Source organism: Bradyrhizobium sp. CCGB12, assembly GCF_024199845.1.
Taxonomy (GTDB): Bacteria; Pseudomonadota; Alphaproteobacteria; order Rhizobiales; family Xanthobacteraceae; genus Bradyrhizobium.
In genome coordinates this window covers 4,855,743-4,879,329 of record NZ_JANADO010000001.1, presented here as the reverse complement: position 1 = coordinate 4,879,329, position 23,587 = coordinate 4,855,743, and the positions used below count along the sequence as shown (strand labels likewise).

Genomic DNA, 23,587 nt, shown 5'->3' with positions numbered 1-23,587 from the left:
CTGCTGTTGGGCGCGAACATGGCAGAAACAAGGGAGAATTCAATTCCTCGGCACGCGATTGGGGCAATTCCCGAGGTTTTTCCCAATGGCGAGGAAACAAGTTGCGCGAGACAGGCCATCACGCGTTCAATGACGGCCCCACGGACCCATGGAATCTCTCATTGGGTTGCCCGCCGGGTTGCTGCTTGCGGTTCCGGAGGAGTTGGGTGCGGGCGCGGGCGGCGGGCTGGCCGATCCGTCGGCGTCGTCCCACGGGCCATGGCGCAGCGGCGGCGGGGCGTCCTGACGGTCGGCTTGCGCTCCCGGTTCTTCCGCCTCTTCGGCGAGCGTCGGCAGGGGACCGGGATCGTGACCGCCGGCAAACTTGACCAGCGCGTCGATCCGGGACGGCACCGAGGGGTGGGTCGCGAACAGATCGGCAAAGCCCTCGCGGGGATTGTCGACGCAGAGCTCCATGACGGCCGAGGTCGCGCCCGGCAGCTCGCCGCGGCCCTCGATCTTACGCAGCGCCGAGATCATGGCGTCGGGGTCTTTCGTCAGCTCGACCGAGCCGGCGTCGGCGAGATATTCGCGCGACCGTGACAGCGCGAGCTTGACCACCTGCGACAGCAGCCAGGCCACCACGATCAGCACGACCGCGATGATGATGACGATGATCGCGCCGCCGCCGGAGCTCTTGCTGTCGCTGCTGGAAGAGGACGATCGCGACGAGGAGGAAGAGGAACCCGAGGACCACGAGCCGCCGGAGCTCGGGCTCCAGTTGAAACTCGTGAACAGGCGGAAGAACAATTCGCCGAAGAAGCCAACGACGCCGGCGATGATGACGGCAACCACCATGAGCTGCACGTCGCCATTCTTGATGTGGGTCAGCTCGTGGCCCAGCACCGCCTCGATCTCCTTGTCGTTCAGCGCATCGAGGAGGCCCGTGGTCACGGTGATGGAATATTGCCGCGGGTTGAGGCCGGTCGCGAACGCGTTCAGCGCCGGGCTCTCCATGATCTTCAGCTTCGGCATGGTGATGCCGCGCGAAATGCAGAGGTTTTCGAGCAGATTGTAGAGTCGCGGCTGCTCCTGGCGAGTGACGTTGTGGCCACCGGTCACGGCGTCGATCATCGACTGGTGGAAGAAATAGGCGATCGCGATCCAGGCGATCGCCAAAATGGTCGCGAAGGGCGCGGCTTTGAGCAGGTCGGCGAAGGCGCGGCTCAGATAATAGTCGACCGTCCCATTGCCGTTGATGACGACCTCGGCGACCAGCGCGCCGGCATAGACCAGCACATAGACCAGCGCGAACAGGCCGACGAGCAAAAGCATCGAACGAAACTTGTTCGAGGCGATGTGCGTGTAGAGACCATACGCAGCCATGGCGCGATGCCCTGCCGGCCTGTCGGCTCAGTTCAGAACTTCACCTGCGGCGTCGCCTCGACCTCGGTGCGGCTTGCGCCGAGATCGAAGAAATCCTTCCTGGTGAAGCCGAACATGCCGGCGAACAGCGCAGCGGGCATCTGCTGGATGCCGGTGTTGTATTCCTGGACCGCGTTGTTGAAGAAGCGGCGGCTCGCCGCGATCTTGTTCTCGAGGTCGGAGAGCTCGCTGGCGAGCTGCTGGAAATTGGCGTTGGCCTTGAGGTCGGGATAGGCCTCCGACAGCGCGATCAGCCGGCCGAGCGCGCCGGAGAGCTGGTTCTCGGCGGCGGACACCTGCGCCGGCCCCTGCGCCGACATCGCCGAATTGCGCGCCTTGATGACGTCGTCGAGCGTGCCGCGCTCATGCGAGGCGTAACCCTTCACCGTCTCGACCAGGTTCGGGATCAGATCGTGGCGCTGCTTGAGCTGCACGTCGATGTCGGCAAAGGCCTGGCCGACGCGTTGGCTCAGCGCCACCAGGCGGTTGTAGGCGCTGAAGGCGAACAGCACGAGGACGACGATGACGCCGAGAACGATCCAGCCGGTCGACATGGAGAACTCCTGAAGGGGGAAGAAGGCGGGCGCTAGGGTAGACCAAATTGGCGCAGGGCGAGAGCCCGGCGCAGAGGGGAGGCAAGACTTGGTCGGATCGGGAACCACCCGAGTTCAAGGGAAAAGCCGGCAGTGAGGTTAACTTTCGGACATGATCGCATCGCCCCAGCGCCAGCGCCGGGCGTCTGCATAAGCGGGCTTGTCGCGTCGCGGGACTTTCGTCAGCGCGACCCCAGCCCCCGCGCAGAGCTTTGCCGCGATCTCGGCCTTGCCGATATCCGGCGGCGCCAGTACGCGCGCGGCGCGGCTCTCCGGCGCTGTGCGGGTTAGGGCGACGTAGATAAAGCGCTCGTCCTCGAACGGCACGTCGGCACCCTTGATCTGCCGGTGGGCCTGCGAGCGCGGGAGGCGCTGGGAGAAATGGCACCAATCGGGCGCGGTGAGCGGGCAGGGCCTTTCGTGCGGGCAGGGCGCGGCGACGAAAGCGCCAGCCGCGATCAGCTGCTGCCGCAGCGCGAGGATGCGGGCATAGCCGGCGGGCGTGCCGGGCTCGATCACGACCAGCGCGTGGCGTGCCTTCGCCCACATCGCCTCCGCGAGCTTACGCTGGTCAGCCTCGCCGAGCTCGCCGATGACGTAGCTGGCGACGACGAGATCGGCTTGCGAAACCTCGGCGAGGTTGCCGCCGGCATCGCCCGGCAGATAGCGGCAGTCCGCGAGACGCGAGCTGTCGCGCGCCAGTTCGAGCGCAAGCCGGCTGAGCGTGGCGTTGGCATCGAGCAGAGTGAAATCCTGCAGCGACGGAAACGCCTCTGCGGCGGCCCAGCTTGCAGTGCCTGGACCAGCGCCGACGTCGAGCAGCGTTTCAGGCGCGAGATCAGGCGCGATCTCGGTCAAGGCATTCAGGCTCGCGGCAACGGCCGCGTAAGTCGCCGGCATCCGCGCCAGCGCATAGGCGAGTGCATCGGCGTCCGACTTGATCGTGCCGGAGCCGCCGCCGGCGCGATAGGTCGTCGAGATTTTCTGCGATCGTTGTGCGGCGTCGGTGCGCGAGAAGCCCTGGAGCTTGCCGTCCAGGGCTGCCTTGAGTTCAGCAGGAAGCGTGGGAGCTATCATCATCCACAGTCATGCCCCGCGAAGGCGGGGCATCCAGTACTCCGAGACATAAGAGGTCAGCCGAAAGGCTGCGGCGTACTGGATCATCCGCCTTCGCGGATGATGACGTCAATGCGTGTGGCGCAAGATTCCGGGTTCTCGCTTCGCGAGCCCCGGAATGACGCCAAAAATGTCACGCCACGTTCTGGTCGAGAATGTCCACCGCCTCGGCCAGGCTCACCGACACGAGCTGCGAGACGCCGCGCTCGGCCATGGTGACGCCGAACAGGCGGTTCATCCGCGCCATGGTGATCGGGTTGTGCGTGATGATGATGAAGCGCGTGTCGGTCGAGCCGGTCATCTCGTGCAGCAGGTTGCAGTACCGTTCGACGTTGTGGTCGTCGAGCGGTGCGTCGACTTCGTCCAGCACGCAGATCGGCGAAGGGTTGGTGAGGAACACCGCGAAGATCAGCGCCATCGCGGTCAGCGCCTGCTCGCCGCCCGAGAGCAGCGACAGCGTCTGCGGCTTCTTGCCCGGCGGTTTTGCGATGATCTCGAGACCGGCTTCGAGCGGGTCGTCGCTCTCGATCAGATGCAGCGCGGCCTCGCCGCCACCGAACAGCTCGACGAACAAGCGCTTGAAGTGGTCGTTGACGACTTCGAACGAGGTCAGCAGCCGCTCGCGCGCCTCCTTGTTGAGGCTCTGGATGCCCTGGCGTAGCCGCTTGATGGCCTCAACCAGGTCGTCGCGCTCGGTGACGAGGCCGTTGTGCTGGGTCTCGACCTCACGCAGCTCCTCCTCAGCGCGCAGGTTGACGGCACCGAGGCGTTCGCGATCGCGGCGCATCTTCTCGAGGTCTTCCTCGATGTCGTGCAGCGGCGGCAGCTCGGCGCCCGGCTCGATCTCGGCAAGGCCGGCGACGGCCTGCGGCTCGACCTCGAGCATGTCGCGGATCTCGCGCTCGATGTCTTCGAGCCGGCGCCGCGCGCCTTCCATGCGCTCCTCGGCGCGAGCAGTCGCCTCGCGGGAGCTGGAGAGCGCCTCCAGGGTCAGCTTTGCGACGCGGTCGGTCTCCGCCATCGCGGTCTCCGCGGTGGCGAGCGCGTCGGCGGCCATGCGGCGGTCGTTCTCGGCGTATTCGATCTCGGTGATCAGCGCGCTGCGCTTCTCGGCGAACACTTGCGGCGCGTTCTCGAGGTCGCTGCGCTCGATCGTGAGTTCGGCAATACGAGCCTGGATGGTTTCGATGTGGGAGGCCGCGCTCTCCTTGCGGTTCTGCCACTCGGTGCGTTCGGCGAGGATCGCCTGCACGCGGCGGTCAGCGAGCTCGGCTTCGCGCGCCAGGGCCTGCGCCTCGGCGCGGACCTGGGCGGCCATGCGGCGATGGCCTTCGATGTCGCTGCGGACCGCAGCGAGACGGGTCTCGGTGTCCTCGCTCGACGGCAGCTCGCTGATGCCGGCTTCGGCGTATTCGTAGGCGGCCTCGGCCTCGGCGCGGTCGGCGGCGAGGCGGCTGTGCGCTTCCGACAGCGTCGCCTTGCGCGCGGCGTGGCGGCTGATCTCGCGCTCGGCGGTGGCGTGGCGCTCGCGCGCGACGTTCAGCTCGCGCTGCGCAGCGCGCCAGGCTTCGCGAGAGGCGCCTTCGGTGCTGGCCGCCATCTGCAGTTCGGACTCGGCGTTCTCCAGCGCCTGACGCTTGATCTGCGCGTCGATACGGGCCTGCTCCAGCTCGTTCTCGATGTCGACGAGGCGGGCGCGCTCGGCAAGCCGCCGCGCGGCGCCGGTGGGCGCGTGGGCCGCGGCGACAAAACCATCCCAGCGCCAGACGTCGCCCTCGGGCGAGACCAGCCGCTGGCCGGTCTTGAGCTGCGAGACCAGCTCGGCGCCGCGCTCGCGCGGCACCACGCCGATCTGCGCCAGACGACGGGCCAGCTCGGCCGGTGCCTGAACATGATTGGCGAGCGGCACGACGCCCTCAGGCAGCTCCGGATCGCCGTCGGTGACGCCGGCATTGGTCCAGCGCATCGGCGCCGACGGATCGACCGGTGCGTCGAGATCGTCGCCGAGGGCGGCGCCGATGGCCTTCTCAAATCCCTTGTCGACGGTGATGCCGTCAATGATCGGCGGCCACAGATTCTTGGTCTCGCCGTTGACGATCTTGGAGATCGTGCGCGCCTCGGTATCGAGCCGCTGCACGCGCTTGTCGGCCTCGACCAGCGGCGAGCGCGAGGATTCCAGGGTCTGGCGGGCGGCGACGTGCGCGGCTTCGCTCGCCTGCGCCGCGGCTTCCGACGCCGCAAGTGTCTGCTCGGCGGTCTCGACCGTTGCGGTCAGCTCGTCGAGATCGCCGAAGCCGCCGGTCGCCTCAGTGAGCTTCTGTTCTTCTGCGGCGACGTTCGCGATCTCCTGGTCGAGCCGGGCGAGCTTGTCGCGGTGGGTGCGGACGTTGGCCTCGAGCTGGTTGCGCTTGGCGGTGAGGTCGGCGAGCGCGGTGGTGAGCTCGGCGAACTGTTGCTCGGTTTCGGTCAGCACCGCCTCGGCTTCGCCGACACGCTCGTCGACGCCGGAGCGCTTTTCGACGCGCGACTTGATCTCTTCCTTCAGCTCGGCGTCTTCGGTGTCGAGGCGCTGCAGCGCGACGTCGGCGTCCATGGTTTGTTGTTGAGCACGGGAAATGTCGCCTTCGAACTGGGCGAGGCGGCGCTCGAGCTCGGCGACGCGCTCCTTGGCGCGCTCTTCCTCGCGGTCGAGCAGCTCGCGGGCATTGGTGAGGCGCTGGAGCCCGGCGGCGGCGCGCGCTTCGGCATCGCGCAGCGCCGGCATTTCGGCGGCGCGGATCGCCTGGATGCGGGCGGCTTCGGCCTGGTGCTGGGTGCGCTCCGCCATTTCGCGGACGGCGAGATCATGGGTCTGGCCGGATTCGTTGACGTCGGCATGGGCGCCGATCCAGCGCAGATGGAACAGGGTGGCCTCAGCCTTGCGGACCTTGGCCGCGACCTCGCGATAGCGCACGGCCTGGCGGGCCTGCTTCTTCAGGCCTTCCATCTGGCCCGAGAGCTGGCCGATCACGTCCTCGACGCGGGTGAGGTTGGTTTCGGCCGCCTTCAGCCGCAGCTCGGCTTCGTGGCGGCGGGCATGCAGGCCGGCGACGCCGGCGGCGTCTTCGAGCACGCGGCGGCGCTGCTCGGGCTTGGCCTGGATGATCTCGCCGATCTTGCCCTGGTGGACGAGGGCCGGCGAACGCGCGCCAGTCGCGGCATCCGCGAACAGGATCTGCACGTCGCGGGCGCGCACGTCGCGGCCGTTGATGCGATAGACCGAGCCGGCTTCGCGCTCGATGCGGCGGGAGATTTCAAGCAACTGACTGTCGTTCATCGCCGCCGGCGCGGTGCGATCGGCATTGTCGATCGTCATCGTCACTTCGGCGTGGTTGCGCGCGGGACGGTTGCCGGAGCCGGCGAAGATCACCGCGTCCATGTCGGCGGCACGCAGCGACTTGTAGGAGGTCTCACCCATCGCCCAGCGCAGCGCCTCGACGAGGTTCGACTTGCCGCAGCCGTTGGGTCCGACCACGCCGGTCAGGCCGGGCTCGATGACGAAGTCCGTGGCCTCAACGAAGGACTTGAAGCCGTGAAGTCGCAGGCGGGTGATTTTCATAAGCACGCATCTCTGTTGGCAGGCGCGAATCCCCCTGCCGTGACAATACCATGGAAGGCAATGTCGCTGTCTGGGCGAGTCGCGCGGAGCGGCTCGTGCGGCGGACAATGGCCGCGGTGCGCTGCGAGGGCAACCGGCGAAAGCCGTTTTTCCCAAGGGATTTATGCCGGGAAAGATACGGCTCTGGATGCGCGAATCAGGAGTGTGGCGTTGCGAATCAGCTCTTGAGCAGCGGATTGATCTTCTTGGCGAACTCCTCGAACGAGGCTTCGCCCTTGATCTTCTCGCCGTTGATGAAGAAGGTCGGCGTCGAATCCACCTTCAACACGTCGCTGGCGTATTTCTGGTCGGCGGCGATCTTGTCGAGCAGCGCCTGATCCTTCAGGCACGCCTCGACCTGCTGCTGGGTGAGGCCGGCCTGCTTGCCGATCCGCGTCAGGGTCTCGGTGGTGTTCTTCACCACCCAGTCGTTCTGCTGGCGGAACAGCATGTCGGTGACGGCGAAATATTTCGACGCATCGTCCTTGGCGATGCAGCGCGACAGCATCGAGCCGGCGGCGGCCTTGATGTCGAGCGGGAACTCGCGGAAGATGTAACGCACCTTGCCGGTGTCGATATATTCCGACTTGATCTTGGGGAACACCTGCTCGTTGAACGCCGCGCAATGCGGGCAGGTCATCGAGGCATATTCGGTGATGGTGACGGCGGCGTCCTTCGGGCCGAGCGCCATGTCGGGCAGCGATACCGGCTTCGCCACATCGGCGGCAGACTGTGCCATCGCTTCGGAGATGAACCGAAGCGGCGAGAACCCGGCGACCGCGGCAAGCCCGGTCAGCGACAGCATCGTGGTGAAGGCGCGGCGGGTAATGATCAAGGTCGGCTCCCGAATTGGCAAGGTGTCGGCCCAGGGGTCTATCGAGTTCCCGCCCGGGCGGCCTGTCGCTAGCTTGAAACGTCGATTGAGGCAATGGCGAGCGGCCAGGTCAGGTCCAGATTAGCTGCTGAATAAGGCTCAATTTCGCTTGATGGCGGCCCCGAGCCGCGCCAGCGCCGTCTTGAGCTCTTCGTCTTCGATGTCGCCCAGGCTTTCCGCCACCTTGGCCACCGATTGGGCGTCCGGCGGGCCGGGGCGCTTGCGGGCCCGCGGCCGCGACAGGGGGGCCTGGCGGAAGGCCAGCTTGCCGACCGCGCTCCAGCCGAAGAAGCGGTTGACCCGCTCCAGGATCACGTCGGCGGAGTGCTGGATCTCCAGCGCCATCGGCCCCTCGACCCGCAGCACCAGCGTCGCCGGCTCCTGCGGCTGGCCCTCCACCGGCCGCGGCCATTGCATCTTGAGCGGCTCGGCATGGGCCGCGATCTCCGGCCCCGCGATCTGCGCCCACCGCGTCACCAGCTCGCGCGCCGCAAAGCCCTGCTTGGCATAGGCCTCCGCAAAGACGTCGTTGAGCAGGAGCGACAGCGGTTTTGCGCTGATGGGACCGGGCTTGAAGATCGGGCCTGATTTGGACATGGGTCGTCCGCTATGCTGCTGCACGAGGCCGGATGGCCTTGAGGTCTCGCTCGATCTCGCGCCGCCGTTGCATCAGATCGTAGTCCATCTGGAGCCCCAGGAAAAAGCCCTCCGGCAAACCAAAATAGCGGGCGAGGCGCAGGTCGGTATCGGCGGTGATATCGCGCTTGCCCAGAACGATCTCGTTGATCCGTCGCGGCGGGACGTGAACGGCCCGCGCCAGCGCGTTCTGGCTGAGCTCCATCGGCTCCAGGAACTCCTCGAGCAGGATCTCGCCGGGATGGGGGTTGCGCAGGAGCCCGTTCCTAGTCGTGGTAATCGACGATTTCGACATCTCTCGGTCCTCCGTCGTCCCAAACAAAACAGATGCGCCACTGATCGTTGATCCGGATCGAATGCTGGCCCTGGCGTTCGGCTTTCAGGGCTTCGAGCCGGTTGCCCGGCGGAACCCTGAGATCAGCCAACACCCGCGCCTGATTTAACAAACGCAGTTTTCGTAAGGCTGCATTCTGAATGTCGGGCGGCAGTTTTCGACTTCGCCGCCCGGATCAGATCAACTCTGTCTCGGAATTGGCGAAGCTCTGGATCATGTCTGTGTATAACGCAAGGCGTTATAGCGTGCAACGGTCCGGTCCCGCTGGCCACAGGCGAGATCCTCCTCTAGGAATGGCGCATGTCCTCCACGACTGCGCGCAAGAAGGAGCGGAGCCCGGCGGCAAGCACGTCGCTGGCTCGTCCGACATTGCTGCTCGCCTGGTACGACCGCCACCGCCGCCGGCTGCCCTGGCGCGCGGCGCCCGGCGAGACGTCGGATCCCTACCGCGTCTGGCTGTCGGAGATCATGCTCCAGCAGACCACGGTGAAGGCGGTCGGCCCGTACTTCGAAAAGTTCGTTGCGCGCTGGCCGGATGTCACGGCCCTTGGACGGGCCTCGCTCGATGACGTGCTGCGGATGTGGGCCGGGCTCGGCTACTATTCGCGCGCGCGAAACCTCTATGCCTGCGCGGTCGCGGTGACGCGCGAGCATGGCGGCGTGTTTCCCGACACCGAGGCAGGCCTGCGCGCATTGCCTGGCATCGGGCCGTACACCGCGGCGGCGATCGCAGCGATTGCGTTCGACCGCCGCACCATGCCGGTCGACGGCAATATCGAGCGAGTGGTGTCACGGCTCTTTGCAGTCGAGGAAGAACTCCCGCAGGCAAAGCCGCGGATACAGCAATTGGCGGCGACGCTGCTCGCCGACTCCCGCGCCGGCGATAGCGCGCAGGCGCTGATGGATCTCGGCGCCTCGATCTGCACGCCGAAGAAGCCAGCCTGTTCGCTGTGCCCGCTGAATGAGGATTGCACGGCGCGCGCGCACGGCACGCAGGAGAGTTTTCCGCGCAAGGCGCCGAAGAAGAGCGGGACATTGCGGCGGGGGGCCGCCTTCGTCGTCACGCGCGGCGATGAGCTGCTTGTCCGCTCAAGGCCGGAAAAGGGTCTGCTCGGCGGCATGACCGAAGTGCCGGGTTCGGACTGGCTTGCCGGCCATGACGACGCGGCGGCGAAGCAGCAGGCGCCGGAGCTGAAAGGGCTGTCGCGCTGGCAGCGCAAGGTGGGCGTCGTCACCCACGTCTTCACTCATTTCCCGCTGGAGCTGGTGGTCTACACGGCGAAAGCTGAGGCGCGCGCTCGCGCGCCCGAAGGCATGCGCTGGGTGCCGATCGCGACCCTTGCCGACGAAGCGTTGCCCAACGTCATGCGCAAGGTGATCGCGCACGGATTGGACTGAATCGTCAGGCGGCGCGCGCGGCGCGTTCGTCGGTCGCCGGCATCAGGAAAGTGCGGTTGCGTCCCGTCTTCTTGGCGACATAGAGCCCCTGATCGGCGCGCTCGATGACGTCCTGCACGTCGCGGTCGCTTTCGTCGAACAGCGCGAGCCCGACCGAGACCGTGATGGGGATGACGATGTCGCCGTGGCGCACCGTCGCGCTCTCGATCGAGGTCCTGATGCGATCGGCGAGCAGCACGGCGGTGTCCTGGTCGATCTCGCGCAGCAGCACCACGAACTCCTCGCCGCCGAAGCGCGCGGCCTTGTCGGTGGTCCGGATCGACTGGCTGACGATCTCGGCGACGCGCTTGATGGCGTCGTCGCCAGCAGCGTGGCCATGGGTGTCGTTGATCTTCTTGAAATGATCGATGTCGATCATCAGCGTCGCCATGTTGCGCTTGTAGCGCCGGCAGAACGCGACCGCATCGTCGGCGACGGCGAGGAAGGAGCGGCGGTTCATCAGACCAGTCATGAAGTCGGTGTCGGCGAGCTGGCGCAGCTTCAGCATGTCCTCCTGGAGCTGCATCGCGTTCTCGGTCGCGCGCAGCTCGGCATCCCGGGTGCGCTCTTCGGCGAGGCCGATGCGGCGGAGCAGCGAGCGCAACGTGCGTGAGAGCTGCACGACCTCGGCCGAGCCGCTCTGCCGCGCCAGCATGGTCGGGCCGTGGGCGCGCCCGATGCGGTCGGCTTCCCGCGTGATGGCGATGATCGGGCCAGCGATCCGGCGCGAGACCAGCACGGCCAGCGACAGCGCGATCAAGGCGGTGGCGGCGCCGATCGCCAGGATCAACTTGGCCGAGGAGATGGCGGCCGCGAGCGCCACACTCGCCGGCCGGCTTGCGGTGACGATCCAGTTCAGGCCCTGATAATCGCGATGACCCTTGCCGACATGGAAGGCGGTCAGCATCTGCTTTCCGCCCGTCGTCTCGCGGAAGGCACCGACACCGGACTTCAGGATGTCGGCGAGTTCGTCGCCGCCATAGCGGATCGTCTCTTTTTGCGGTCCGACCAGGACCATGCCGCCCTTGCTGAGGATTGACAGCGCAGCATCAGCGTTACCGTCATTGGCTTCGACGTCCTTGACGAGGTTGCTGGCCCAATTCCAGTCCAGATGGCCACCGAGCACGCCGAGCAGCTTGCCGGTGGCGTCGTGCACGGGAACGGCGATGTCGACGAAACGATAGGGTTCGTTGTTGGCGCGTTGCGTCAGCAGGGAGGACAGTAGCACGGCCTCGTGCACGTCGCCGACGGCGACCTGCTGGAGACCCTGCTTGAACCAGGGGCGCGCGGCCACGGACTTGCCTTGCAGCAGGCCGCCGGTCGCGGCAACGACGTTGCCGTTTACGTCCGCGAAACCAATCCACGCGAATTCAGAGAAAGAGCGCTGAAGATCCTCGAGCGAACTGCGTAGCGCCGCCGGATCACCCTGCCAAAGCCCCTGCATCGGTTGTAGCTCGGCGAACAGCTTCATCTCCTGCTGGCGCGTGGCCATGAAGCGATCAAGCCTGCCCGAGGCGGTTGATGCCGTGGCTGCCAGGCTGCTCTCGACGAGTGCTGCGGTGTGCCTGTAGCTGATGAGCGCGGCGCCGGCCGCCAGCGTGCCCACCAGCACGATGGACATCGCTGCCACGGCCGCAGCGATCTGCGTCCGTACCGTCAGATGGTCTTCGATCGCGTGCAGGCGGTTGGCTGCGTGCCGCAAGAGGGCTTTCATGGAAAGGCTCCGGTGTCACCGTCGCTCATGCCATGTCCTAGCTTCCAACCGTTTACCGGCGGATTGCCCAATTGGATCGTATTGAATCGGTCGTGAAGCCGCGTGGTTGAAGCAGCCTTAAATGTTGTGGGATCCGGTAGTTCCCTGGGGTGTTGCGCTGCGGCGTAGTGCCTGCTGACACCAGGCTGGCAGCAGCCCTACGCTATGAGCCACCGGCAACGGAGGTCTCGCATGGTCAAGACTGCGCTCGACAACTTTCGACGGCCGCCCTGCGCCGAGCTATTGGGCTGGCGCCTGCTCGATGCCCGCCCTGAGGAGGGGTGGATCAAGCTCGGCTTCGAAGGCAAGCCGGAGTTCTGCAACCCCGCAGGCTTCATCCAGGGCGGCATCCTCTCGGCCATGCTCGACGACACCATGGGCCCGGCAGTCCTCGTGATGAGCGAAGGCCGGCTCTACACCACCACCATCAGCATGACCGTGAACTTCCTCAGCCCGGCAAAGCCCGGTCCGATCATCGGCGAGGCCACGGTGACGCAGCTCGGCAAGACCATTGCGTTCGTCGAAGGCAAGCTGATGGCGGAGGATGGCACGGTACTGGCGACGGCAAGCGCGACCGAGCGGCTGCTGGAAGCGGCGAGGGTGGTGAACAAATAGTGTTGCGGCACTTTCTTCCTTCTCCCCTTGCGGGAGAAGGTGGCGCGAAGCGTCGGATGAGGGGTATGTCTCCGCGAATTCAGTTGTCAGAGGCGAGCAGGTGGAGAGATACCCCTCACCCAAGCGAGTTCGCGTCTGCCAGCGTCGCTGCCCTCTCCCGCAAGGGGCGAGGGCACATTCACGAGCATCTTCTTGGAGAGCTTAGGCCCTCGCGCGCGCGTCCTTGCTCACGATTGCCGGTTTGGCATTCAGCGCCTCGACCTGGAAACCCGCAACGCGCTTGTAGTTGGCGGCGATATCCTCGAGCTCTTGTTGCGACAGCACGTCGGTGACGACCTCAAAGCCGTCTGGCGCGCGCTCCTCGACCAGCTGCATCACCTGCTCGGGGCCGTTCTTGCGGTTGAGCAGGACGAGGTCGGTGGTCGCGGGCCTCCGCTCGGCCTCATAGGCGAGCAGCGCCGCCTGCGTCGGCCCATGCGCCAGGATTTCGCGGGTGATGGTGCGGGCATCGAGGATCGCCTGCGAGGCGCCGTTCGAGCCGATCGGATACATGGGATGTGCGGCGTCGCCCATCAGCGAGACCTTGCCGAAGGTCCATTGCGATACCGGATCCCGGTCGACCAGCGGATATTCATAGGCGTGCGGGCAGTTCTTGATCAGGCCCGGCACGTCGAGCCAGTCGAACTGCCAGCTCTCGAACCAGGGCAAGAACTCCTCGAGCCGCGCGGTGCGGTTATAGTCCTCACGCCGCCATTGATAGGTCGGGGGCATGTGGCGCTCGGCGACCCAGTTGATGAGGTGATTGCCCGCGGCGTCCGGCTCTTTCGAGATCGGGTAGCAGACGAATTTCAGGATCTCGTGGCCGGCCATGATCATGGTGCGGCCGGTGAGGAAGGCCTTCGCCGGCGTGACGCCACGCCAGAGGATGCGGCCGTTCCAGATCGGCGGGCCCTCGCTGGAATAAAGCTTTTCGCGCGCGGCGGAATGGATGCCGTCGGCGGCGATCAGGATCGCGCCGTCGTAGCTGCCTGCGGCCTTGCCGGTTGCCCTGTCGATGAAGTCGGCGCGCACGCCACCGGCGGTCTCGGTCCAGCCGGTCAGATGATGGCTGGTGAGGATGTTCTCGCGGCCGAGCCGCTCGACCGCAGTGTCGAGCAGGAGCTGCTGGAGCGTGCCGCGATGGATCGAGAACTGCGGCCATTTGTAGCCGGCCTCCAGCCCGCGCGGCTCGCTCCAGATCGGCTTGCCGTGCTTGGAGAAATAGGCGAGCTCGCGGGTGCGCACGCCGCTGGCGTCCAGCTTGTCCATCAGGCCAAGCTCGATCAGCTCGCGCACCGCATGCGGCAGCACGTTGATGCCGACGCCGAGCGGCTTCAATTCCGCGACGCTCTCGAACACTTTTGCGGGAACGCCAATTCCATGCAGGCTGAGCGCAAGCGTCAGCCCGCCGATGCCGCCACCGGCGATGAGTACCGTCATGACAAAACCCCTCCACTTGCGGGCGTCTTGGCACAGGCGGGCGGCGGTGGGCAACTGCGAAGAGGATATCGTGCTATGGACCTTGCGGCCGACAGCCGTTAATTTCCAGCTTTCCCATGAGGTCCGACATGCTCAAGCTCTACTACGCCACCGGCACCTGCGCGCTCGCCACCTACATCACCCTGGAGGAGGCCGGTGCCGACTACACGGCCGAGCGGCTGAGCTTCAAGGACAACCAGCAGAACAGCCCGGACTATCTCGCGATCAACCCGAAGGGCCGCGTGCCGGCGCTGGTGACCGATCGCGGCGTCCTCACCGAGACGCCGGCGATGCTGGCTTACATCGCGCAGACCTTCCCCAAGGTGAGGCTCGCGCCGCTCGACGATCCCTTCGACTTCGCCCAGGTGCAGTCGTTCAACTCCTACCTCTGCTCGACCGTGCACATCAATCATGCCCACAAGATGCGCGGCGCGCGCTGGGCGACGGCGGAGAGCTCGTTCGCCGACATGAAGGCGAAGGTCCCGCAGACCATGGGCGCCTGCTTCGCCCTGATCGAGCAGAAGATGTTCAAGGGGCCCTTCGTGATGGGCGATCAGTTCACGATCTGCGATTGCTATCTCTATACGCTCTCGACCTGGCTCGAGGGCGACAGCGTCGACATCAACGCGACGCCGAAGGTCGCCGACCATTTCAAGCGCATGTCGGACCGGCCCGCGGTGCGCAAGGTGATGGCTGCGCAGAAGGGCTAGGCGGCTCCGGCCACACTCCGCCGTCGTCCCGGCGAAGCCGGGACCCACGGCGTGATCTGTCGACTGCGTTCGGCAGGAGTACCGAACCGCGGATCTTCGCCAAACCTCCTTCTGGGGTTTATGGGCGCCAGCGTTTGCCCTAGGCCGCGCCTATGGTGCGATGCCCCACATTTACCAGGCCCTCTCCCGCGAGCCTCGCTTCACACGAAGTGCTGTCGCTCGACACGTGACTTCAATTTCCTGGAACAAGCTTGAGCCCGATCACGCCTGCCAAGATGACAACAATGCAGAGCACTTTGAGTGGCGCAGCGGATTCGCCGAGCAAGGTCATTCCCAAAATCGCGGTTCCCGCTGCCCCAATGCCCGTCCAAACTGCGTAGCCGGTTCCCACCGGTAGCGTACGGAGTGAGATAGAGAGCAAGAAAATGCTGGAAAGACCGGTAATGGCCGTAAACAGTCCGGGGATCAGACGCGTGAAACCTGCAGACCACTTCATGCCGAAGGCGAATCCGATTTCGAGAACCCCAGCCATGCTGAGAAACATCCATGCCATGGATACGATCCTTTCATTTTTGCTTGGCAGTGAAACTGAGGAGGTTTCGCAGAGCAGCGAGGCCAACGAATGTACCTCGCTAAGCGTCAAATACTCGCTTGTGGGCCATACGAAGCTCTGGACGGCCGCGAGCGCTCGCGGTTGATGTGTCTCGCGCGAAGCGCTCGCCGATGGATTGGTTCAAGCTGCGAGAGCAGGGGTAGCAGCGGCGGGGGGCGTACGGAACGAAATTCCCAGCCGATTGAAGGCGCCCATCAGGCCGATCGCATACGTGAGATCGGCAAGTTCCTTGTCGCCGAACTCGGCAGACGCAGCTTCATAGTCGATATCGGGGACGCCGGTTTCGGCGACGCGCGTGACGGTTTCCGCCCATGCCAGCGCGGCGCATTCGCGCTGACTGAATACGGCGCCCGCGTCGCGCCACACCGGCACGAGGACGAGCTTGTCGATCTCGATGCCCGACTTGAGCAGATCGCGGGAGTGCATATCGATGCAGTAGGCGCAGCCGTTTATCTGCGACACCCGCAGATACACCAGATTGATGAGGTCTTTTGAGAGGCTGGAGTTTTGAACATGGACATAGACGCCTCCGAAAGCCTTGTAGCCGACGGGTGAGATCTTAGCGTAGTCGATACGGTTGCTCATGATGAATCCTCGTTGCTGATTGAGGATTCGATCGTGCGGTATCTTGGCCTATTCCAGAAGATCCAAGATTTGCATCACTGACTAGGCCATGATTCCTGCTGACGCTGCGGTCACATCAGCTTCAGGATTTGCCGTCCGAAATTCTCGGCGGCGCGCTGCGAGCCGATATTGGTGAAACTGACCAGCAAGGCCGAGGCACCGCCACCTCCCGCCATCCAATCCGACAACGCTTCGGCATATAGGCCGTCTTCGCGCATGCGCGCGACAAGTCGGCTGTCCGATCGCCGGCTCTGCAGTCGCACGATCAAGTGCATTCCTCCCGGCTGCAGGTCGATCCGCGCCTGTTTCCCAAGCGCGCCTTCCAGGCCCGCGACCGTCGCCTGCCTGCGCTCGGCATAGAGTTTTCGCATCCGCTGGATATGGCGCGCGAAGTGCCCTTCCGTGATGAAGGCCGTGACAATGGCTTGCGTCAGCCGGGGACTGCCGCCCGCCAGCGCCTCGGTGATCTGCTCGACCCGCTCGACCTCGCTTTCCGGCACGACCAGATAGGCAAGCCGAAGGCTCGGAACCAGCACCTTGCTGAAGGTGCCCGAATAGAATACGCGACCATCGCGATCCAGACTCTTCAACGCCGGCAGCGGACGGCTGACATAGCGGTACTCGCCGTCGTAATCATCCTCGATGATCCAAGCATCATTTCGCGCAGCCCAGTCAAGCAGCGCCAGGCGTCGGGGAAGAGACAGCGACATCGATAGCGGAGACTGATGCGCGGGCGTTACCACCGCTGCGCGCGCCCGTGGCGCCAGCCTGACGCCATCCGAGACGACCATGCCCTCCCGATCGACGGGCACCGCGACGGCTTCAATCTTCATATGGCCAAGTATGTCCCGCGTCGGTGGGTATCCCGGGTTTTCAAGCCAAACGCGATCTCCCGCATTCAGCAATGAATGTGCGATCAGCTCGATGGTGTGACGATATCCCGAGGTCACGAATATCTGCGAAGGCGAGCAGTTGATCCCACGCGATACCCCGAGATAGGCGGCGATCTGGGCGCGCAGCGCCGGCAGGCCGCACACGGAGGGATGAACCATGTCGGACGGCTGCATGGCGCGTACGCAGCGCGCGCCGAGCCGCGCCCAGATCTTGCGCGGAAACGCGTCGAGCGCGGGTAGGCCCATTTGGAATGGCAAAATCGAATCCGGACGAAAGCTGGTCGTCGTAGTGCTGTTGCGGGCTCGCGGCGTTGGGATGGCGACCGGCGTTCGCGGTTTGAGGTCCGGCGCAACGATGGTGCCGGCTTGGCCGTGGGCCTCGATGTACCCCTCCGCGGCCAGCAATGAATAGGCGACGTCAATCGTGCCGCGTGCCAAACCCAACTCCTTGGTCAGCGCGCGTGCCGAGGGAATGCGATCGCCCGGATTCAGCAATCCGCTGGCGATGGCACTGCGAAACCGATCGTAAATCTGGCGATAAAACGGCTCAGGCGCCGCCGGATCCAGCGGCGAGATTTTGTCGGCTTTCAAGATCGTCATGAGGCTGGCCAACTCCGCGCACGGGTTGAAACCATCATAGTATGGCCCAGTCGCAATCTCCATTCATGGACCTTTAGTGCGGACCATCGGGCTCGTAAAACGTTTCGTACGGCGACCGGCCTCCAAGCGTCAGCGACGCGGCCGGATCCTTGATACGAGGCGATGATGAAAATCCTGCATATCACCTGTAGCCCACGCGGACAGGTTTCGGAGAGTTACAGGCTCTCTCAGAAGATTATCGGCCATTTGCGGAAGAGCGATCCGGCGGCCCTGTTGGTCAACCGTGTGATCGGGGGTGGTGCCATCCCGCATATCGATGAAAGCTACGCCAGCGCCCTTGGTGCCACACAGCAGTCGCCCGCAGAGACGTTCCCGGAAGGCTCAATGTCGCTGTCCGAGCAGCTCATTCAGGAGCTGGAGGATTCGGACATCGTGGTCATTGCGACACCTATGCACAACTTCACCGTTCCCTCCGCGCTGAAGGCGTGGATCGACCATGTCGTTCGGGTTCGCCGGACCTTCACCGTGACCACGGCCGGCAAGGTAGCGCGCCTCCGCGATCGTCCGGTCTTCGTCGCCGTGTCCTCGGGCGGCAGGTATTCCGACGAGCATCCTCGACAGCCCGATTTTCTGACGCCTTATTTGAAGGCCGTTCTGGGCACCATCGGACTGCAGAACTTGACGTTCTTCTCTGTTGAAGGGGCAGCCCCTGGCTCAAACGCAGCTGCTAGGGCCAGAACAAGGACGGATCGCGCGCTACAGGAGCACTTCTCTTCCTTTTCTCCTCTGTCACCGCGCACCGAGGTTCTCGTGTGATGCGCCAGTGTCTTCGGGAACGGGCGAAAGCCTTGCCGATGGCTGCCGAGCGTGTCGAAGATGACAGGGGGCAGTCGCGACGTAGAGGATGTCGCCGATTGTCGGTTTCTCTCACCTCTTGCGACATCACATAGCGTGGCGTGCGGTCCTGCGTTTGCCCTAGGGCGAGGCGCGGACCCATACCGCGTGATCTGTCGATTGCGTTCGGCAGGAGTACCGAACCGCGGATCTTCGCCAAACTTCCTGCTTGGGTTCTGCGTCCCGGCCTCCGTCGGGGCGACACCATTTGTTTTGAAGCGGTATCCTATCCGGCCTTCCGCTTCTCCAACTCTCGCCCCGTCTCCAGCATCAGCCGTCTCAGCCAGATCGAGCCGGGATCCATCTGCGCGCGTGTCGGGTGGAACATGAACTGCTCGTCGATCCCTGGGTCGAGCGGCGGCGCCACCGTGACGAGGCCGAGCTGTGTCGACAGCGCCGCGATCAGCCGACGCGGCACGAAGGCAACGAGGTCGGTGCGCGCGGCGACGTGCAGCGCTTCGAGATAGCCCGGCACCACCAGCGAGATATGTCGCTCGATGCCCTTGGTGCGAAGCCAGGTGTCGATCAGGTCCTCGGGCTGGCCGCGGATGATCACGCCGACATGGCGTGCGGCCAGGAACGTCTCGCGCCGCTTAAGCTTCGCCCCCACGGGATGGCCGCGCCGCACCGCCAGCGCGTCGGCATCGGTATAGAGCAGCTGACGGTGAAAGCCCTTGAAGGCGTTGCCGATCGAGATCACGAGGTCGATGGTGCGGGCGAATTCGGCATGGAAGATCGCCGGGCCCCGCCATGGCACCACGTCGATGCGCACGTTGGGCGCGGCCCGCGTCACCTTCGCCATCAACGGCGGCATCAGCAGTTCGACCGCGAGATCCGGCATCATCAGGCGAAATTGCCGCTCGCTGCGCGCCGCGTCGAAATCCTCCGGCACGAACAGGCCGCGCACCTGGTCGAGCGCCTGTGCCAGCGGCGCACGCAGGGCCATCGCCCGCGGGCTCAGCTCCATCCGCGCGCCGGTGCGCACCAGGAGCGGATCGCCGAAGATGTCGCGCAGCCGCTGGAGGGCGTGGCTGGTCGCCGGCTGCGACAGCCCGATCCGGAACGCGGCGCGGCTGACATTCGCTTCGCGCAGCAGGGCGTCGAGGGCCGTCAAGAGATTGAGGTCAAGCGAATTCAAATTCATGAGGTGAATAGATATCATATTCGCTATCGATTTGAAGAATTACGTGCGCCCGGCGATGATCTCCGCGATGTCACCACAAGGAGATGCCGCCATGAGCGCGAGTGCAAACAAGAATTTGCTGCAGGATATCTTTGCCGCGGCTGCCAACCCCGATCCCGCCGCGCGCGACCGCGCGCTGTTCACCGCGAGCCTTGCCGACGACGCCAAATGGGTCGTGACCGGTCAATATTCCTGGTCGCGCACCTTTTCCGGCAAGGAGGCGATCCTCAACGATTTGCACGGCTATGTCCGCACCCGCCTGCGCGACCGCACGCGCACGATCGCCCACCGCTTCATTGCCGATGGCGATATCGTCGTGGTGGAAGCCAAAGGCGACAACGTCACGCCCGCGGGCGTGCGTTACGATAACGACTATTGTCTCGTGTTTCGCCTGGAGGACGGCAAGATCAAGGAGATCCGGGAATATTGCGACTCGATCCTGACCGAGAAGGCGCTCGGTCCTTTTCCGCAAGCGCCGGTGAGGGCTGCGAGCTGAATGGATTGCGCCACCTCGCATCCGCCGGCCGATCCCGCCCGTTGGAGCCAGCGATGATGCGGGTCTGGCGGGCGCTGGTCGAGATGGCCCGTATCAGACGCGAGCGATCCCGGGCCCGGTATCAGCTTGCCGCCATGACCGAACGAGAGCTTCAGGACTGCGGAATGACGCGGTCAGAGATCGGTTACGAGTTGTCTAAACCACGCCGTCGGAGATAGACGGCCCGCCGACCGGGGCGCTGCTTCACCTTGCATTTTCACGATGCCGGCGGAACCTTTGAGTCCCGCCGGCGTTCGCTCGTCTCTGGGGCAATTGCGTCCCAGCTTGGCGCGCGTTTGGGAATTTCATGCTGGCTGAGGCTTCGGACGTTTCGACACAGGTGGGCCGCAGCTGTCCCGGACTCCGTGAACGACTGAGAGATGCGACCGCAGCCGCGCACCGGGAGCTCGATGCGCAGCTTTCATCGTTCGATCTCACCGTCATGGCAGGCTATCGCCGCTTTCTTCAAGCCAGCGCCGGCGCGCTTCTCCCGCTCGAAGCTGCGCTCGTGGAGGCAGGCGTCGCCAGGATGTTTCCGGATTGGCCAGAGCGGTCGCGCAGCGCCGCGATCGCGGCTGATCTCGCGCGGCTCGGCAGCGCCGCGCAACCTACCGTATCGGTGCCGCCACTGACGTCCAGCGGCATGCTCGGCACGATGTATGTGCTGGAGGGCTCCCGGCTCGGTGCCAAGTTCCTGCTGAAGGAGGTCGCGGACCTCGCCGACCCGCGCATCGCGGAGGCTACCAGCTATCTCGGCCATGGTGCGGGCAAGCGGCTCTGGCAAAGTTTCCTGTGGAAGCTTCAAAGCGAGGAGGCCTGCGACGAGAATCAGGTGATCGAGGCGGCGCACGCTGCCTTCGCCGCGTTCGAGCGGGCGGCGGACCGGGCATGAACGAAGCCGTCAATCTCACCAATTGCGATCGCGAGCCGATCCACATTCCCGGCAGCGTGCAACCGTTCGGCTTCCTGCTCGCGGTGCTGTCGGATTTCACGATCTGCATGGCCTCCGACAATGTCGGCAGCTTTCTCGGGGCTGACGTTGCCGACCTGCTCCAACGGCCGTTGTCGAGCGTGATCTCGGAGGCGGCCGTCGAGACGATCCGCGGCCGCGTCGATCATCTCGGCGGGCCTGATGCGACCGAACGTCTGTTTGGCGTCGAGCTCTGGGCGGGCAAGCCGCTGTACGATCTTTCGATCCATTTCTCCGGCGCTTACCTGGTCGTGGAGGCGGAGCCGAGCGTCAACGAGCCAGGCGTCAACTCCGGCGAGCTGGTTCGCCTGATGCTGGAACGAGTCCGCAAGACGCGCGGCATGACCGATCTTGCCCGCGAGGCGGCGCGCCAGCTCAAGGCGCTGACCGGCTTCGACCGGGTCATGGTCTATCAGTTTCACCCGGACGGATCGGGCGAGGTGATCGCCGAGACCGCGGAGTCGGGCCTCGAACCCTTCCTTGGCCTGCGCTATCCCGCTTCGGACATCCCGAGGCAGGCGCGCGCCCTCTACCAACGCAACTGGCTGCGCATCATCGCCGACGTCAATGCCGTGCCGGCGGCGCTGGTGTCCACGGCCACGCACAATGCCGGGCTGCTGGATCTCTCGATGAGCGTGCTGCGCTCGGTGTCGCCGATTCACGTCGAATATTTGCGCAACATGGGGGTTGCCGCCTCGATGTCGGTGTCGATCCTGCGCGATGGCAAGCTGTGGGGTCTGTTTGCCTGTCACAATTATTCGCCGCGCTATATCTCGTTCGACAAGCGTACGGCCTCCGAGCTGTTCGGGCAGATGTTTTCCTGGATCGTCGAGGGACGCGAGCGCGAGGGAGACGTCGCCTATGAGGCCCGCGCTCACCAGGTCCAGGAGCGACTGATCGAGATCGCGGCCTCGCACGAGCATAGCCGGCGCGCGATCGTCGATTTTCTGAGCGACTATCGCAGGATGATCGAGTGCGACGGCGTCGCGGTCTGGTCCGACAACAAGATCGCGCTCGACGGCGAGACGCCGACCGAGGACGAGGTGAAGGATCTCGTTGCCTTCATCAACCGGACCTCGCCGGGACGGATCTTCGCCAGCGCCGAAATTGCGAAGGTCTATGCCGCCGGCCAGTCCTTCCGCGACCGTGCAGCGGGATTTCTCGCCATTCCGATCTCGCGCACCCCGCGCGACTGCCTGCTCTTTTTCCGGCGCGAGGTCACGCGTTCGGTCAAATGGGCCGGCGATCCCAACAAGGTCTATGACGAAGGCCCGCACGGCCCGCGCCTGACGCCGCGCAAGAGCTTCGAGCTCTGGCAGGAGACGGTGGCGGGGCAGTCGAAGCCATGGTCGGCGGCCGACATCCGCATCGCCGAGAGCCTGCGCGTCACGCTGCTCGAGGTCATCCTGCAATTGTCCGATCTCGCCGCGCGCGAGCGTCGCGGGGCGCAGGAGCGGCAGGAGCTGATGATCGCCGAGCTCAATCACCGCGTCCGCAACATCCTGAGCCTCGTCCGCGCCCTGGTGGCACAGAGCAAGGACACCGCGACCAGCGTGGAGGAATTCACGGGCGTGCTCGGCGGCCGCATCCAGGCCTTGGCGCGCGCGCACGATCAGATCACCAACCTCAACTGGGCGCCGGTCGCGCTGCGGACGCTGGTCGAATCCGAGGCGGGCGCCTATCTCGGCGCGCGTGCCGGCCGCGTGAAGATGGGCGGGCCTGACGTGGCGCTCGATCCCAAGGCCTTTGCGACACTGGCGCTGGTCGTCCACGAGATGATGACCAACTCCGCCAAATATGGTGCGCTTGCCGATTCCACCGGCAACGTCGAGGTGGTCTGGCGCCTCGATCCCTCGTCGAGCCTCGTGATCGAATGGAAGGAAACCGGTGGTCCCCCAGTGCAGCCGCCCTCGCGGCGCGGCTTCGGCACCACGATCATCGAGCGATCGGTGCCGTTCGATCTGAAGGGCGATGCCGAAATCCGCTTCGACCTGTTGGGGGTGCAGGCGAGATTCATCATTCCCCCCAATTTCGTCCAGCTATTGCCGTCCATCGCGGGAGCCGCCATGCGCATCGAGGAGCAGCAATCCGCCCAGCCCAGGATTTCCGACACGGCCCTGATCGTCGAGGACAATCTGATCATCGCGATGGCCGCGGAGGTCATCCTGCTCGACCTCGGCGCTCGCCACGTCGATACCGCCGCGACCGTCGATCAGGCGTTGCGCTCGATCGAGCGCACCCGGCCGAGCTTTGCCCTGCTCGATCTCAACCTCGGCAGTGAAAGCAGCATCAAGGTGGCGCAGAAGCTGAAGCAGATCGGCGTGCCCTTCATCTTCGCAACCGGCTATGGCGAGCGCGCGCCGCTTCCGGAGGATCTGGCCTCGGCACCGGTGATCCAGAAGCCCTACACACTGGAAGTGGTCGAGAACGCGATCGGCAAATTGCAGTCGGCGATGGCCTGACGATCATTACTTCCGGCAGCGCGTGCAGTGCCTCTGCAGGCCGCCTGTCGGCTGCCCGCCAAAACCTTGCGCAACTGCCGATAAAATCAGCAGGCCTCGTGCGACGGCTGATTGGCGCGCGCGACAAATTTGAAGGTTCAATTAACGAGTGTCCCCCATTGTGCCGCGGTGCAGCGTGAGTCGCAT

Annotated in this window: 21 protein-coding genes and 1 pseudogene; 8 read left to right on the top strand and 14 right to left on the bottom strand. The window is 65.0% G+C overall.

Annotated elements, in window-relative coordinates; translation table 11 throughout:
- Positions 1–126 precede the first annotated feature (126 nt).
- The 8 genes and pseudogenes from NLM27_RS22795 to NLM27_RS22760 all read right to left on the bottom strand — a co-directional run bounded on the left by NLM27_RS22795 (position 127) and on the right by NLM27_RS22760 (position 8,811).
- Positions 127–1,365 carry a M48 family metallopeptidase gene (locus tag NLM27_RS22795; protein WP_254145455.1) on the bottom strand — a complete coding sequence of 413 codons (1,239 nt, stop codon included), beginning with the start codon at positions 1,363–1,365 and terminating at the stop codon, positions 127–129.
- Positions 1,366–1,397: 32 nt separating this feature from the next.
- The gene (locus NLM27_RS22790) at positions 1,398–1,958 is read right to left on the bottom strand and encodes a LemA family protein (RefSeq protein ID WP_254145454.1); all 561 of its coding nucleotides are present in this window, start codon (positions 1,956–1,958) and stop codon (positions 1,398–1,400) included.
- Between the two features lie 138 nt (positions 1,959–2,096).
- Positions 2,097–3,077, bottom strand: coding sequence for a small ribosomal subunit Rsm22 family protein (locus NLM27_RS22785; protein WP_254145453.1), 981 nt, complete (start codon positions 3,075–3,077; stop codon positions 2,097–2,099).
- A gap of 169 nt (positions 3,078–3,246) precedes the next feature.
- The gene (gene smc / locus NLM27_RS22780) at positions 3,247–6,711 is read right to left on the bottom strand and encodes a chromosome segregation protein SMC (RefSeq protein ID WP_254145452.1); all 3,465 of its coding nucleotides are present in this window, start codon (positions 6,709–6,711) and stop codon (positions 3,247–3,249) included.
- A gap of 217 nt (positions 6,712–6,928) precedes the next feature.
- On the bottom strand, positions 6,929–7,585 hold the full coding sequence (locus NLM27_RS22775) for a DsbA family protein (RefSeq protein WP_254145451.1): 657 nt from the start codon (positions 7,583–7,585) through the stop codon (positions 6,929–6,931).
- Positions 7,586–7,723: 138 nt separating this feature from the next.
- Positions 7,724–8,221 carry a DUF721 domain-containing protein gene (locus tag NLM27_RS22770; protein WP_254145450.1) on the bottom strand — a complete coding sequence of 166 codons (498 nt, stop codon included), beginning with the start codon at positions 8,219–8,221 and terminating at the stop codon, positions 7,724–7,726.
- Positions 8,222–8,231: 10 nt separating this feature from the next.
- Positions 8,232–8,555, bottom strand: coding sequence for a HigA family addiction module antitoxin (locus tag NLM27_RS22765; protein WP_254145449.1), 324 nt, complete (start codon positions 8,553–8,555; stop codon positions 8,232–8,234).
- Positions 8,527–8,811: pseudogene (locus tag NLM27_RS22760) on the bottom strand (type II toxin-antitoxin system RelE/ParE family toxin). Before NLM27_RS22760 ends, NLM27_RS22765 begins: the two are co-directional and overlap by 29 nt.
- Positions 8,812–8,894: 83 nt before the next feature.
- Between NLM27_RS22760 and mutY the strand changes: the two are divergent.
- Positions 8,895–9,992, top strand: a complete 1,098-nt coding sequence (gene mutY / locus NLM27_RS22755) for an A/G-specific adenine glycosylase (protein ID WP_254145448.1) — start codon at positions 8,895–8,897, stop codon at positions 9,990–9,992.
- A 4-nt stretch (positions 9,993–9,996) separates the two neighbouring features.
- Here the strand turns inward: mutY and NLM27_RS22750 are convergent, their stop codons facing one another.
- Positions 9,997–11,745, bottom strand: a complete 1,749-nt coding sequence (locus tag NLM27_RS22750; RefSeq protein WP_254145447.1) for a sensor domain-containing diguanylate cyclase — start codon at positions 11,743–11,745, stop codon at positions 9,997–9,999.
- 231 nt (positions 11,746–11,976) lie between these two features.
- On the opposite strand from NLM27_RS22750, the gene NLM27_RS22745 reads away from it, so the two are divergent.
- Positions 11,977–12,399: a PaaI family thioesterase gene (locus tag NLM27_RS22745; protein ID WP_254145446.1), complete on the top strand. Its 423-nt coding sequence runs from the start codon at positions 11,977–11,979 to the stop codon at positions 12,397–12,399.
- A 201-nt stretch (positions 12,400–12,600) separates the two neighbouring features.
- On the opposite strand, the gene NLM27_RS22740 is transcribed toward NLM27_RS22745, so the two are convergent.
- The gene (locus tag NLM27_RS22740) at positions 12,601–13,878 is read right to left on the bottom strand and encodes a flavin-dependent oxidoreductase (protein ID WP_254145445.1); all 1,278 of its coding nucleotides are present in this window, start codon (positions 13,876–13,878) and stop codon (positions 12,601–12,603) included.
- Positions 13,879–14,006: 128 nt separating this feature from the next.
- On the opposite strand from NLM27_RS22740, the gene NLM27_RS22735 reads away from it, so the two are divergent.
- The gene (locus NLM27_RS22735; protein WP_254145444.1) at positions 14,007–14,627 is read left to right on the top strand and encodes a glutathione S-transferase family protein; all 621 of its coding nucleotides are present in this window, start codon (positions 14,007–14,009) and stop codon (positions 14,625–14,627) included.
- A gap of 232 nt (positions 14,628–14,859) precedes the next feature.
- Here NLM27_RS22735 and NLM27_RS22730 read toward each other — a convergent pair whose 3' ends face one another.
- The 3 genes from NLM27_RS22730 to NLM27_RS22720 all read right to left on the bottom strand — a co-directional run bounded on the left by NLM27_RS22730 (position 14,860) and on the right by NLM27_RS22720 (position 17,357).
- Positions 14,860–15,180, bottom strand: coding sequence for a multidrug efflux SMR transporter (locus NLM27_RS22730; RefSeq protein WP_254145443.1), 321 nt, complete (start codon positions 15,178–15,180; stop codon positions 14,860–14,862).
- Between the two features lie 180 nt (positions 15,181–15,360).
- A complete protein-coding gene (locus NLM27_RS22725) occupies positions 15,361–15,825 on the bottom strand; it encodes a carboxymuconolactone decarboxylase family protein (RefSeq protein ID WP_254145442.1) in 465 nt (154 codons plus the stop codon).
- A 110-nt stretch (positions 15,826–15,935) separates the two neighbouring features.
- Positions 15,936–17,357: a PLP-dependent aminotransferase family protein gene (locus NLM27_RS22720; protein ID WP_254145441.1), complete on the bottom strand. Its 1,422-nt coding sequence runs from the start codon at positions 17,355–17,357 to the stop codon at positions 15,936–15,938.
- Between the two features lie 162 nt (positions 17,358–17,519).
- Here NLM27_RS22720 and NLM27_RS22715 point away from each other — a divergent pair, with 162 nt between their 5' ends.
- Positions 17,520–18,173, top strand: a complete 654-nt coding sequence (locus NLM27_RS22715; protein WP_254145440.1) for an FMN-dependent NADH-azoreductase — start codon at positions 17,520–17,522, stop codon at positions 18,171–18,173.
- Between the two features lie 304 nt (positions 18,174–18,477).
- Here the strand turns inward: NLM27_RS22715 and NLM27_RS22710 are convergent, their stop codons facing one another.
- Positions 18,478–19,395 carry a LysR family transcriptional regulator gene (locus NLM27_RS22710; RefSeq protein WP_254145439.1) on the bottom strand — a complete coding sequence of 306 codons (918 nt, stop codon included), beginning with the start codon at positions 19,393–19,395 and terminating at the stop codon, positions 18,478–18,480.
- A gap of 91 nt (positions 19,396–19,486) precedes the next feature.
- Here NLM27_RS22710 and NLM27_RS22705 point away from each other — a divergent pair, with 91 nt between their 5' ends.
- The 4 genes from NLM27_RS22705 to NLM27_RS22690 all read left to right on the top strand — a co-directional run bounded on the left by NLM27_RS22705 (position 19,487) and on the right by NLM27_RS22690 (position 23,401).
- Entirely contained in the window at positions 19,487–19,930 is a 444-nt protein-coding gene (locus tag NLM27_RS22705; RefSeq protein WP_254145438.1) for a nuclear transport factor 2 family protein, read from the top strand.
- 53 nt (positions 19,931–19,983) lie between these two features.
- Positions 19,984–20,148 carry a DUF1127 domain-containing protein gene (locus tag NLM27_RS22700; RefSeq protein ID WP_309144755.1) on the top strand — a complete coding sequence of 55 codons (165 nt, stop codon included), beginning with the start codon at positions 19,984–19,986 and terminating at the stop codon, positions 20,146–20,148.
- Positions 20,149–20,276: 128 nt separating this feature from the next.
- The gene (locus NLM27_RS22695) at positions 20,277–20,861 is read left to right on the top strand and encodes a biliverdin-producing heme oxygenase (RefSeq protein WP_254145437.1); all 585 of its coding nucleotides are present in this window, start codon (positions 20,277–20,279) and stop codon (positions 20,859–20,861) included.
- Entirely contained in the window at positions 20,858–23,401 is a 2,544-nt protein-coding gene (locus NLM27_RS22690; RefSeq protein WP_254145436.1) for an HWE histidine kinase domain-containing protein, read from the top strand. Before NLM27_RS22695 ends, NLM27_RS22690 begins: the two co-directional genes overlap by 4 nt.
- Positions 23,402–23,587 lie beyond the last annotated feature (186 nt).